12 protein-coding genes are annotated in these 11,525 nt (G+C 69.3%); 1 reads left to right on the top strand and 11 read right to left on the bottom strand.

Features of this window, described 5'->3' with window-relative positions:
- Positions 1-24: 24 nt before the first annotated feature.
- From H587_RS0106895 to H587_RS0106865, 7 genes are all read right to left on the bottom strand, one after another.
- Positions 25-267 carry an FmdB family zinc ribbon protein gene (locus tag H587_RS0106895; protein ID WP_027175642.1) on the bottom strand — a complete coding sequence of 81 codons (243 nt, stop codon included), beginning with the start codon at positions 265-267 and terminating at the stop codon, positions 25-27.
- Between the two features lie 120 nt (positions 268-387).
- The gene (locus H587_RS0106890; protein ID WP_027175641.1) at positions 388-1,683 is read right to left on the bottom strand and encodes a phenylacetate--CoA ligase family protein; all 1,296 of its coding nucleotides are present in this window, start codon (positions 1,681-1,683) and stop codon (positions 388-390) included.
- 16 nt (positions 1,684-1,699) lie between these two features.
- On the bottom strand, positions 1,700-2,431 hold the full coding sequence (locus H587_RS0106885; protein WP_027175640.1) for an ABC transporter ATP-binding protein: 732 nt from the start codon (positions 2,429-2,431) through the stop codon (positions 1,700-1,702).
- A gap of 8 nt (positions 2,432-2,439) precedes the next feature.
- Positions 2,440-3,219 (bottom strand): ABC transporter ATP-binding protein, encoded by a 780-nt coding sequence (locus tag H587_RS0106880; protein ID WP_027175639.1) that lies wholly within the window; start codon positions 3,217-3,219, stop codon positions 2,440-2,442.
- Positions 3,212-4,195 carry a branched-chain amino acid ABC transporter permease gene (locus H587_RS17615; protein ID WP_034608753.1) on the bottom strand — a complete coding sequence of 328 codons (984 nt, stop codon included), beginning with the start codon at positions 4,193-4,195 and terminating at the stop codon, positions 3,212-3,214. Before H587_RS17615 ends, H587_RS0106880 begins: the two co-directional genes overlap by 8 nt.
- A gap of 1 nt (position 4,196) precedes the next feature.
- Complete coding sequence (locus H587_RS0106870; protein WP_027175638.1) at positions 4,197-5,078, bottom strand: branched-chain amino acid ABC transporter permease; 882 nt, start codon at positions 5,076-5,078, stop codon at positions 4,197-4,199.
- Between the two features lie 57 nt (positions 5,079-5,135).
- On the bottom strand, positions 5,136-6,278 hold the full coding sequence (locus tag H587_RS0106865; protein WP_027175637.1) for an ABC transporter substrate-binding protein: 1,143 nt from the start codon (positions 6,276-6,278) through the stop codon (positions 5,136-5,138).
- A gap of 206 nt (positions 6,279-6,484) precedes the next feature.
- Here H587_RS0106865 and H587_RS20810 point away from each other — a divergent pair, with 206 nt between their 5' ends.
- Positions 6,485-6,643 carry a symporter small accessory protein gene (locus H587_RS20810; RefSeq protein WP_169432754.1) on the top strand — a complete coding sequence of 53 codons (159 nt, stop codon included), beginning with the start codon at positions 6,485-6,487 and terminating at the stop codon, positions 6,641-6,643.
- Between the two features lie 124 nt (positions 6,644-6,767).
- Here the strand turns inward: H587_RS20810 and lon are convergent, their stop codons facing one another.
- The 4 genes from lon to holA form a co-directional block, all read right to left on the bottom strand.
- Positions 6,768-9,362, bottom strand: coding sequence for an endopeptidase La (gene lon / locus H587_RS17610; protein ID WP_156904481.1), 2,595 nt, complete (start codon positions 9,360-9,362; stop codon positions 6,768-6,770).
- A gap of 206 nt (positions 9,363-9,568) precedes the next feature.
- Entirely contained in the window at positions 9,569-9,844 is a 276-nt protein-coding gene (locus tag H587_RS0106850) for an acylphosphatase (RefSeq protein WP_027175636.1), read from the bottom strand.
- Between the two features lie 2 nt (positions 9,845-9,846).
- Positions 9,847-10,542 carry a RadC family protein gene (gene radC / locus H587_RS0106845; RefSeq protein WP_027175635.1) on the bottom strand — a complete coding sequence of 232 codons (696 nt, stop codon included), beginning with the start codon at positions 10,540-10,542 and terminating at the stop codon, positions 9,847-9,849.
- Entirely contained in the window at positions 10,539-11,525 is a 987-nt protein-coding gene (holA, locus tag H587_RS0106840; RefSeq protein ID WP_027175634.1) for a DNA polymerase III subunit delta, read from the bottom strand. The genes radC and holA overlap by 4 nt, the downstream gene beginning before the upstream one ends.

Here is an 11,525-nt window from a genome sequence, read left to right as displayed (position 1 = left end):
CCCTGGTGGGCGGCTCCGTCGATGCTAGTGGCCGCAGGTGGAGCAGCTGCCGCCGGAGCAGCTGGAACAGCCGCCGCCTCCGCCGCCGCCCGAGGGGGCCATGTCGAAGTCACCGCCTCCGTCGCCGCCGCTCTTGGCCCGGCAGCGGGACATGAGCTTGGACGTCTTGGTCGAGCCGCACTTGGGGCAGGCCGGAGTGTCCTCGCCGAAGACGAGTTCCTCGAACTCCTGGCCGCACTTGCCGCACTTGTATTCGAAAATGGGCATGGATCGAACCTCCGAACGGGATGAAAGCCCCCGGGTCATAGCCCGAAAAGCGGGCGTCTGGCAACGCCGGGGGCGGACCGGGTTAGAATAGGCGCTGACGCGGAAAAGGCAATGCCCGGATCAGAGGGTCCGGCGGTCGAGCACCCGTTTGGCCTTGCCTTCCGGGCGTTCCAGGGTTCTGGGCTCCACCAGGCGGACGTCGAAGGACACGCCCAGCTCCTCCAGCTTGCGACGCAGGCTTTCGATGACGCCCTGGGACTCGGAGATGCGGTCGGTGCAGAAGGATTCCGGGGCCTCGACCAGGACCGTGGCCTTGTCCATGCGGTCCTCGCGGTCCAGGACGATCTGGTAGTGCGGGCCCGCCAGTCCGCTCTCCAGGAGGATGGCCTCCACCTGGGAGGGGAAGACGTTCACGCCCCGGATGATGAGCATGTCGTCGGCCCGGCCCGGGATGCGGGCCATGCGCCGGAAGGTGCGGCCGCAGGGGCAGGGCTCGTCGATGAGCCGGGTCAGGTCGCCGGTGCGGTAGCGCACCACCGGGAAGGCCTCCTTGGTCAGGGTGGTCAGCACCAGTTCGCCGGTTTCGCCCGGGGCCGCGGGCTCGCCGCTCTCCGGGTCCACGATCTCGGCCAGGAAGTGGTCTTCGTTGATGTGCAGCCCCTGGCGCTCCAGGCACTCGCCCGCGATGCCCGGGCCCATGACCTCGCTGATGCCGTAGTTGTCCGTGGCCTGGACGCCGAGCCGCTCCTCGATTTCGCGGCGCATGGGCTCGGACCAGGGCTCGGCCCCGAAGAGGCCGACGCGCAGGGTCAGGTCGTTGCGGCCGACGCCCATCTCGGCCAGGGCGTCGGCCAGGTGCAGGGCGTAGCTCGGGGTGCAGATGAGGGCCGTGGCGCGGTAGTCCTGCATGATCATGATCTGCCGACGGGTGTTGCCGCTGGAACTGGGGATGACCGAGGCCCCGATGCGCTCGGCCCCGTAGTGGAAGCCGAAGCCGCCGGTGAACAGGCCGTAGTTCAGGGCGATCTGGACCACGTCGTCCTTGGTCACGCCCCCGGCGGTGAGCACCCGGGCCACCAGCTCGGACCAGCGGCGCACGTCGCCCTTGGTGTAGCCGACCACCGTGGGCTTGCCGGTGGTGCCCGAGGAGGCCTGGAGCCGGACCACCTCGCGCAGGGGCACGGCGAACAGACCATAGGGGTAGTTGTCGCGCACGTCGGCCTTGGTGGTGAAGGGCAGCCGCCGCACGTCGTCCAGGGAGCGGATCTGGTCCGGATCCAGGCCCAGCTCGGCGAACCGCCTGCTGTAGAGCGGCACGTTGCGGGCCACCCGGGTCAGGGTGGATTGCAGGCGCTCCAGCTGGACCATCTCCAGGTCCGAGCGGTTCATGCATTCGCAGTCGGCTTGCCAGTACATCGCCGCCTCCCTTTGGCTAGCGGGCGTCGAGGTCGCGGCCCAGATAGGCCCGCTGCACGTCCTTGTTGGCCAGCAGTTCGTCCGCCGGTCCCTGGAGGATGATCCGGCCGGTTTCCAGCACGTAGCCCCGGTCCGCGATGCGCAGCGCGCTCCGGGCGTTCTGCTCCACCAGGAGCACGGTCAGGCCCAGCTCGTCGCGCAGCCGCACGATGAGCCGGAAGATGTCCCGGACCACCAGGGGGGCCAGGCCCATGCCCGGCTCGTCCAGGAGCAGGAGTCTCGGCCCGGCCATGAGCGCCCGGCCCAGGGCCAGCATCTGCTGTTCACCGCCGGAGAGGGTGCCCGCTGCCTGGGCCCTGCGCTCGGCCAGCACCGGAAACATCTCGTAGATCCGCGCCAGGGTGCGCGCGGCGGCCTCGCGGCCTTCGCGGCCGCGGCGGGTGTAGGCCCCGAGCCGGAGGTTGTCCTCCACCGAGAGCGGGCTGAACACGAGCCGCCCCTCGGGCACGTGGGACAGGCCCAGACGCACCACGCGCTCCGGGGCCAGCCCCAGGATGCTCTCCCCGGCCAGGGCGATTTCGCCCCCGGCCGGGCGCAGCAGCCCGGAGACCGCCGTCAGGAGCGTGGTCTTGCCCGCGCCGTTGCCGCCGATGAGGGCCACGATCTCGCCCGCCTTGACGTGCAGGGAGACCCGCCGGGCGGCGTGGATTTTGCCGTAGAACACGTCCACGTTCTTCAGCGTGAGCAGGGGGCCGCTCATGCCTCGTCCTCGTCCGCGCCGAGATAGGCGGCCACCACCTCGGGGTCGCGCTGGACCTCGGCGGGCGCGCCGTGGCGGATGACCCGGCCGAAGCAGAGCACGAGCACCGCGTCGCTCACGCCCATGACCAGGTCCATGTCGTGCTCCACCAGAACCACGGCCACCCCGCGCTCGTCGCGGATGCGCCGGATCAGGCCGCCCAGGGCCCTGGTCTCGGACATGTTCAGCCCGGCGGCCGGTTCGTCCAGAAGCAGGAGCATCGGCCCGGCGGCCAGGGCCCGGGCCAGTTCCAGGAGGCGTTGCCTACCGAAGGCCAGATCGCGGGCCGGGGTATCGGCCGCGTCCGCGAGGCCGACGAAATCCAGCGCCGCCTCGGCATCGCGCCGGATGTCCCGCTCCAGGGCCCGGGAACGGGGCGTGCGCAGCAGGCTGTGCCAGACCGGCAGCTCCAGGCGGCCGTGGCAGCCGGTCATGACGTTCTCCAGGGCGCTCATGTTGGAGAAGATTTCCAGGTTCTGGAAGGTGCGCACCATGCCCGCGCGGCTGCGTTCGAAGGCCCTGGCCCGGCTCAGGTCGCGGCCGCCCAGGCGGACGGAGCCGGAATCCGCCGGAACCATGCCCGAGAGCACGTTGAGCAGGGTGGTCTTGCCCGCGCCGTTGGGGCCGATGATCGCGGCGATGCTCCCGTCTTCGGCCTGGAAGTCCACGTCCAGGAGGGCCTGGACTCCGCCGAAGCGCACGCTCACGCCCGAGCAGGAGAGCAGCGGCTCAGCCATCGGCGGCCTCCCCGGAACGCGTCCGTTCCCGGGCCGTCCGGCGGAGCCGTTCCGTCAGCGCGGCCAAGCCGCCCGCCAGCCCGCCGGGCAGGTAGAGCATGCAGAGCACGAGGATCAGGCCGAAGAGGAGCACCTCCACGTTCTCGAAGACGCGCAGGAACTCCGGCAGCACGGTCAGAAAGAAGGCCCCCAGCACCGAGCCGAGGAGGCTGGTCATGCCTCCGAGCACGACCATGACGATGAGCTCCACTGAGAAGGAGAAGCCGAAGGAGGCCGGGGCGATGAAGGTCAGGTAGTGGGCGTAGAGCACCCCGGCCAGCCCGGCGAAGCCCGCCGAGAGCACGAAGACGAAGAGCTTGTGGCGGGCCACGTCGATGCCCATGGCCTGGGCCGCCTTTTCCGAGGTGTGCAGGGCGCGCAGGGCCCGGCCCAGGCGGGAGTGGAGGAGGTTCAGGGACAGGAGCAGGACCAGGCAGAGCGACCCGGCGACGATGAAGTAGTAGGCCAGATCGCCCAGCGGCGTTCCGGCCACGGCCGGGCGGGGAATGCCGGTGAAGCCCGAGGGGCCGCCGGTGATCGCCACGGTTTCGTTGAAGAGGATGGAGAGGATGATTCCGAAACCCAGCGTGGCCATGGCCAGGTAGTGGCCGGTGAGCTTGAGCGAGGGGACGCCCACCAGGAAGGCCACGGCCGCGGCGGCCAGCACCCCGGCGGCCATGCCCAGGGGCACGGGCAGGCCGAGGGTCGAGGTGAGCACGGCCGTGGTGTAGGCCCCCAGGCCGTAGAATCCGGCGTGGCCCAGGGATATCTGCCCGGCGTGGCCCACCAGGAGGTTCAGGCCCACGGCGATCATGGCGTGCAGGCAGCACATGGTCAGGACCGTGAGGTGGTAGCCGCCGGACAGCACCAGGGGGGCCAGGGCCAGGGCGGCGGCCAGGGCGCAGAGCCGCAGGGCGTCGACGCGGAAGCCGCCCATCTCAGACCCGCTTGGCGTCCTTGGCGCCGAACAGGCCCGAGGGCCGGACGAAGAGCAGGGCCAGGAGGATGACGAAGGCGATGGCGTCCTTGTAGGCCGAGGAGATCAGGCCCGCGCCCAGGGACTCCAGCACGCCCAGGATCAGGCCCCCGGCGGCCGCGCCGAAGGGGTTGCCCAGACCGCCCAGGATGCAGGCGGCGAAGCCCTTGAGTCCCAGGAGCACGCCCACGTCGAAGCTGGTCATGGTCAGGGGCGCGAGGATGACCCCGCCCACGGCCCCGACGAAGGCCGAGATCATGAACGAGAGGAGCACCATGCGCCGCACGCCGATGCCCACCAGGGAGGCGGCCTTGGCGTCGTGGGAGCAGGCCAGCATGGCCTTGCCGTGCAGGGTGGCGGAGAAGAAGTACTTGAGCCCGGCCAGCAGCGCCAGGGTGATGGAGAGCACCCAGAGGCTCTGGGGCATGAGCGCCGCGCCGAGGAAGGGGATGGGCGTCTCGCCGGAGAAGGGCGGCAGGGCGTGGGTGTCCTTGCCCCAGACGAGCATGACCAAGCCCCGGAGGAGGATGGACACGCCGATGGTGATGATGATCAGGTCCATGGCCGGTCGCCCCGAGGCCGGGCGGATGACCAGGCGTTCCACCAGCGCGCCCGCCAGGGTCACGACCGGCACGGCCAGGGCCACGGCCACGGGCTCGGGCAGGCCCATTCCGCGCAGGGCGAAGACGCTGACCATGCCGCCGAGCATGACGAATTCGCCCTGGGCGAAGTTGATCACTCCGGTGGTGTTGAAGATGATGGTGAAGCCGAGGGCGGCCAGGCCGTAGGTGCTGCCCACGGTCAGGCCGGTGATGCAGTATTGCAGGATGCTCGCCGGGTCCATGCGCCGCGTCCGGATTCGGGCGGGGCCGGAAGGGGTCGCCTCCCGGCCCCCGCGCCGCTACTCCGCGATCTTCCAGTCGCCCTTGCTGATGACGACCATGACGAAGGCGTTTTCGTCCAGGCCGTTGTGGTTCGTCGGCGAGTAGGTGTAGATGCCCGCCGTGCCCGGGAACCCGGAGGTCTTCTCCAGGTTGTCGCGGATGTCCTGGGGCTTGGCCGACTTGCCCGCGCGGATGGCGTTCACGGTGAGCATGAGCGCGTCCCAGCCGTGGCCGCCGAAGGTGGACACCGGGGCGTTGAAGCGCTTGGCGTACTGCTCGGCGTAGCCGACCAGCAGGGCCTTCTGGGGGTTGTCGTCGGGAAGCTGCCCGGCCACGATGAGCCGCCCGGCGGGCAGGACGATGCCCTCGGCGGCGTCCCCGGCCAGTTCGATGAACTTCTTGGAGGCCACGCCGTGGCTCATGTAGAGCGGCGTGTCGATGCCCAGCTGGACGCGGTTGCGGGCCACCACGGCCGGGCCGGGGTTGGTGCCCCAGCAGATGATGGCGTCCGGAGCGGCGGCCTTGATCTTGGTCAGCTGGGCGGTCATGTCCGTGTCCTTGGGGCCGAAAACCTCGTCGGCCACCAGGGTCAGGCCCTGGGCGGGCGTCAGCTCCTGGAGCACGGCCCGGCCGGACTGGCCGTAGCCGTCGGACACGGTGAGGATGGCGATCTTGGCGTAGCCCTTCTTCTTGGCGTCCTGGAGGATACGCAGCACGGCGTGGCGGTCCAGCTGCGGCGTGTTGAAGACCCAGGGATCCACCGGGGAGATGATCTTTTCCGAGGCCGAGCAGGAGACCAGAGGGGTCTTGGCCGGGCCGAAGAGCTTCATGATGGCCAGGGTGTTGCCGGATATGCTCGGGCCGAGCACGGCGACCACCTTGTCCTGGTCCAGGAGCTTCCTGGCGGCCATGACGCACTTGTTCACGTCGGATTCGTCGTCGTAGACCACGATCTCCAGCTTGCGGCCCTCGACGCCGCCCTTGGCGTTGATCTCGTCCTGGAGCATGAGCAGGGTGTTCTTCTCCGGCTCGCCCAGGAAGGAGGCCGGGCCGGTGACGGAGAGCACCGCGCCGATCTTCACGCTGTCAGATTCCTTGGAGCAGCCCGCGAGGGCCAGCAAGGCGGCCAGGGCGAGGGCGGCGGCTCGCGCGATCGTCATGGGAAAACCTCCGGTCCTGTCAACGTCGATGGGGTGCGCCGGGCGCTGAACCCGGCTTAAAGTGAGTACTTATTCCTGCCCAAAACGGTTCGACCTGTCAACGGGGTTCGGCCGTCCACGTCGGTCTCTTCGCGCGCGTTCTTGACAGGACGAAGCGGCCGGGACTAGATCACACGAGGAACACCGACCCGTCGAAGGAGGCCGTCATGCTCGGATTCGGAAGCGTCGAAATCGCCCTGGCCTACTGGGCCTGCATTCTGGCCTCGGTCTTCTGCGTGGCCTACGGCGCCCTGAAGTGGAACGACGGCGGCGCTCCGGACAAGACCAAGGTCAGCAAGGTCATCCTGCCGCCCAAGAGCGAGTAGCGGTCTCTTTTTTCCCATGACGCCAGAAGGCCCCGGTTCCGCCGGGGCCTTTTTCGTTCCCGGAACGAAAAAAGGCCGGGACGGTGGTTCCGTCCCGGCCGTGACGCCGTGTTTGGTCGCGGCGCTATTTCTTCTTCGTCCCCGAGGGCTTGGTCTTTCCGGGCCCCTTCGACCCCTTCGGGGCTTTGGCGGGGGCCGTCTTCTTTTCCGTGGTCTTTTTGTCCACGGCCTTTTTCGCCGGGGCCTTCGGGGCTTTTTCAGCGGCGGCCTTGGGAGCCGCCTTCTCGGCCGGAGCGGCCTTGGCCTTGTCGCCCTTGCCGGGAGCCTTCTTGCAGGCCAGGGGCCAGATCTCCTCGATGCGCTCCACGGTCTTGACCTCGATGCGCTTGAGCAGCTCCGCGGGCACCTCTTCCAGATCCTTCTTGTTCTGGCTCGGGATGAGCACCCGGCGCATGCCGTGGGACACGGCCGCCAGGATCTTCTCCTTGATGCCGCCCACCGGCAGCACGCGGCCGCGCAAGGAGATCTCGCCGGTCATGGCCAGGTCCGCGCAGATGGGCGTCTCGGACAGGGCCGAGATGAGCGCCGTGACCAGGGTCACGCCCGCCGAGGGGCCGTCCTTGGGCGTGGCGCCCGCCGGGACGTGGATGTGGATGTCGCGCTTTTCGTGGAAGTCCGGGGCGATGCCGTACTGGTCCGCGCGGGCCCGGGCCAGGGACAGCGCGGCCTGGGCCGACTCCTTCATCACGTCGCCGAGCTTGCCGGTGAGGATGAGCTTGCCCGTGCCGGGCATGGTGCTCACCTCGATGTGCAGGATCTCGCCGCCGTACGGGGTCCAGGCCAAGCCGACCGCCACGCCGGGGGGCAGGACCGTCTCCCGTTCGTCGTCCAGGAACTTGGGCGCGCCCAGGTACTTGTGCAGGTTCTCCGGGGTGGCCTTGAACGGGCCCTTCTCGCCCTCGGCCTTCTTGCGGGCCATCTTGCGGCAGATGGAGCCGATCTCGCGCTCCACGTTGCGCAGGCCCGCCTCGCGCGTGTAGTCGCGGACGATCTTGGCCAGGGTTTCGTCGCTGAACAGGGCCTCCTTTTCGGTGAGCCCGTTCTCCTTGGCCTGGCGCGGCAGCACGAAGCGCCGGGCGATATGAACCTTTTCCTGCTCGGTGTAGCCCGGGATGCGGATGACCTCCATGCGGTCCAGCAGCGGCCCCGGGATGGTGTCCAGGGTGTTGGCCGTGCAGATGAACATGACCTTGGAGAGGTCGAAGGGCACGTTCAGGTAGTGGTCCGTGAAGGAGAAGTTCTGCTCCGGGTCCAGGACCTCCAGCAGGGCCGACGAGGGGTCGCCCCGGAAGTCCGCGCCGAGCTTGTCGATCTCGTCCAGCATGACCACCGGGTTGCGCGTGCCGCACTGCTTCATGGCCTGGACGATGCGCCCGGGCATGGAGCCGATGTAGGTGCGGCGGTGGCCCCGGATTTCGGCCTCGTCGCGCATGCCGCCCAGCGACATGCGGTGGAACTTGCGGCCCAGGCTGCGCGCGATGGAGCGGCCGAGCGAGGTCTTGCCCACGCCGGGCGGGCCCACGAAGCAGAGGATCGGGCCCTTCATCTTCGGGTTCAGCTTGCGCACCGAGAGGTATTCGAGGATGCGCTCCTTGACCTTTTCCAGGTCGTAGTGGTCTTCGTCCAGGATGGTCTTGGCCGCCTTGATGTCCAGGCGGTCGCGGGAGAGCTTCTTCCAGGGCAGCTCCACCAGCCAGTCCAGGTAGGTGCGGATGACCGTGGCCTCGGAGGACTCGGGGTGCATGGATTCCAGGCGGTTCAGCTGCTTGAGGGCCTCCTTGCGGACCTCCTTGGGCGGCCCGGCCTTCTCGATGGCCCGGCGCAGCTCCTCGAACTCCTCGGACTCGGAGCTCTCGTCGCCCAGCTCCTTCTTGATGGCCTTCATCTGCTCGCGCAGGAAGAAGTCCCGCTGGGCCTTGTCCATGCCCTCGCGCGCCATGTTCTGGATCTTCTGCTGCATGGAGGCCACTTCGACCTCTTTCATGAGCTGGGTGTTGACCATCTCCAGGCGTTTGATGGGCTCGATGCACTCCAGGATCTTCTGGGCCTCCTCCACCTTCATGCGCAGGTTGGAGGCGATGAGGTCGGCCAGGCGCCCGGGCTCGGTGACGTTGTTCAGCACGCCCATGATGTCGGCCGAGGAGATGCCGCGCAGGGAGAGGATCTTGTCGCTCTGCTCCCGCGAGGTGCGCATGAGGGCCTCGTGCTCGGGCCGCAGCTCCTTGACCTCCTGCTCGGGCAGGGCCTCCACCTCGGCCATGTGGAACGGCTCGGACTGGATGAAGTTCTTGACCCGGGCGCGGGCCAGTCCCTGGACCAGGACCTTCAGGCGGCCGTCGGGCATCTTGAGCATGCGCATGATCATGCCCACGGTGCCGACCTGGTAGAGGTCGTCCGCCCCGGGGTCGTCCACGGTCTCGTCCTTCTGGGTCAGGATGAGGATGTAGCGGTCCGAGGACAGCGCTGCGTCCACGGCCTTCACGGATTTTTCCCGGCCCACGAACAGGGGCAGGATCATGTAGTTGAAGACCACGATGTCGCGCACCGGCAGCACCGGCATGGTCTGGGGGATCTGGGCCTCGGCCTGGAGGCGGTCCTCCGCGCCGGACTCCACCTGGGGGCCGCCGGGCGAGGCGGAGCCGGCGGCGGGAGCGGACATGGCCCGCTCCACCTCCTCGGCCCGCGGCTCCGAGCCGTTGCGGCGCATGGGCAGGGGCTTGATGGGGGATTTCTTCTTCTTCAAGGCGCATCCCTCGTTTGGGGGTTGGGTTCGTGAAAAAAAGCGGCCTTGGGCCGCCACCCTTCCCAACTAATGCCGATCGCGGCAATGGCAAGTGCGGGGGCGGAAAAAACGCGTCGATCCGGCTACCTGCGGATCTCGAAGCCGTTGAACTCCTCGGGGTCGTCCACGGCTTCGCATTGCACCGAATCCACCCGGGCCATGGGCGAACCCCGGTGCAGAAAGTCCTTGAAGGCCGCCAGGGCCGCCTCGGGGCCGCGAGCCACGGCTTCCACCCGGCCGTCGGCCAGGTTGCGGACCCAGCCGGTGAGGCCCAGGCGCAGGGCCTCGTCGCGGGTGAAGGCCCGGAAGAAGACCCCCTGCACCTTCCCTTCTACGACGCAGTGCAAAGCATGGGACATGATTATCTCCCCTTTTCCAGAAGTCCCATCTCCTGGAGGCTGGCGTGGCGGTCCTCGGTGACGATGAGATGGTCCAGCACGCGCAGGCCGAGATCGTCGGCGGCCCGGGCCAGCCGCGCGGTGAGGCGCACGTCCGGCTCCGAGGGCGTGGGATCGCCGCCGGGATGGTTGTGCACCAGAATCAGGCCCGAGGCCTGGTGCTTCAGGGCCAGGGCCAGGACTTCCCGGGGGTAGACCGCGGTCTGGTCCACGGTGCCCCGGCTGATCCGCTCCCAGGCCAGGACACGGTTCTTGTTGTCCAGCAGGGCGGCCCAGAACTCCTCCGAGGCCGAGCGGCCGAAGCGGGCCCGGGCGGCCCGGACCACCTCCTCGGGGCCGCGGAGCACTTCCCGGGAGCGCAGCGCGGTTTCCGAGAGCCGGGCCCAGAGTTCGCGGATGAGCGTCCAGTGCGCGGCCAGGGAGGGACCGAAACCGTCCACCTCCAGCAGGCGCGCCTCCGGGGCCGCGAAGACCCCGGGCAGCCCGGCGAAGCGTTCCAGCAACGCCTTGGCCAGGGGCTTGGTGTCCCGCCTGGGCAGAACCTGGGCCAGGAAAAGTTCCAGCAGCTCGTAGTCCGCCAGGGCCGAGGGATCGCGTTGCAAGCGCTCCCGCAGGCGGGTCCGGTGGCCGGTGTAGTGCGGGCGTTCGGCCGGGCTCACCGCCGCGCCTTCGCAGGACCGAGAATCCCGGTCAGCTCGGCCACCAGCAGCTCCAGGGCCTGCTCGGGCTTGCGGCCGCCGGTCTTGACGCCCACCTCGGCCTCCAGGGCCAGGTCCAGGAGCCGGGTCAGCGCGGGACGGCCCAGGCGGCGGGCCAGGGGGGCCTTGAGCTGCTTCACGTAGGGGTGGACCTTGAGGTCGTCCTCCTCGCCGGAGGCCAGCATCCAGAGCAGCCGGACCTCGCGGGCCAGGGCCCCGAGCAGGGGAAAGAGCATGCCCTCGGACTCGGCGCGGTTGTCCAGCACCCGCTTCCAGATCTGGGTCGGGGACGCGCCCTTGGCCAGGGCGTCCAGGAGCGCGAAGAGGTCCATCTCCTCCTCGCCCTGGACCAGCTCCACGTGCTCCTTGCGCACGAGGCGGGCGTCCCCGGCGGCCAGGTCGAGCTTGTCCAGCTCCAGGGAGAGGGCCGCGGCGTCCAGCGGCAAAGCCCGGCAGAGGGCCTCCTGGGCCCCGGGCTCGAAGGTCAGCGAGCGCTCGGCCGTCCAGTCGCGCACGAAGAGGCGCAGACCCTTCTCGTCCAGGCCCCGGGACTGCCAGACCCAGCCCGAGGACTCGGCGTGCTTCCAGAGGCCGCGCTTGGTCAGCACGGCGGGCACGGGAGCCTTGTTGCGCTCCCAGGCCCCCTCCAGGCAGAGGAAGACCCAGACGTCGGGATTGGCCGCGCGCAGGGCCTTGTCCAGGCGGTCCCAGGCCTCGGCCTTGAGGGCGTTGGCCCGGCGCAGGACCAGGATCTTGGGCCTGGAGAAGAGGCTCTTGAGGGTCAGGGCCTCCCAGAAGGCTCCGGGCAGGGGATCGGGCTCGTCGCCCCAGAAGACCTTGCGTTCGGCCGAGGCCATTCCGCCCGCGGCGGCCTGGGCCTCCACCCTGCGGCGCAACAGGACCGGGTCGGGACAGACGAGAAGGGAATAGCCCTGCCTGGCCAC

Origin of the sequence: Desulfovibrio aminophilus DSM 12254 (assembly GCF_000422565.1) — a bacterium.
GTDB lineage: Bacteria > Desulfobacterota > Desulfovibrionia > Desulfovibrionales > Desulfovibrionaceae > Aminidesulfovibrio > Aminidesulfovibrio aminophilus.
This window is presented reverse-complemented; position numbering and strand designations above follow the sequence as displayed.

Coding starts and splice junctions, on each gene's coding strand:
- H587_RS0106865 (WP_027175637.1), bottom strand. CDS start 6,278: ATGACGATCGCGCGAGCCGCCGCCCTCGCCCTGGCCGCCTTGCTGGCC.
- H587_RS20810 (WP_169432754.1), top strand. CDS start 6,485: ATGCTCGGATTCGGAAGCGTCGAAATCGCCCTGGCCTACTGGGCCTGC.
- H587_RS17615 (WP_034608753.1), bottom strand. CDS start 4,195: ATGGGCGGCTTCCGCGTCGACGCCCTGCGGCTCTGCGCCCTGGCCGCC.
- H587_RS0106890 (WP_027175641.1), bottom strand. CDS start 1,683: ATGTACTGGCAAGCCGACTGCGAATGCATGAACCGCTCGGACCTGGAG.
- lon (WP_156904481.1), bottom strand. CDS start 9,362: ATGTCCGCTCCCGCCGCCGGCTCCGCCTCGCCCGGCGGCCCCCAGGTG.
- H587_RS0106850 (WP_027175636.1), bottom strand. CDS start 9,844: ATGTCCCATGCTTTGCACTGCGTCGTAGAAGGGAAGGTGCAGGGGGTC.
- H587_RS0106895 (WP_027175642.1), bottom strand. CDS start 267: ATGCCCATTTTCGAATACAAGTGCGGCAAGTGCGGCCAGGAGTTCGAG.
- H587_RS0106870 (WP_027175638.1), bottom strand. CDS start 5,078: ATGGACCCGGCGAGCATCCTGCAATACTGCATCACCGGCCTGACCGTG.
- H587_RS0106880 (WP_027175639.1), bottom strand. CDS start 3,219: ATGGCTGAGCCGCTGCTCTCCTGCTCGGGCGTGAGCGTGCGCTTCGGC.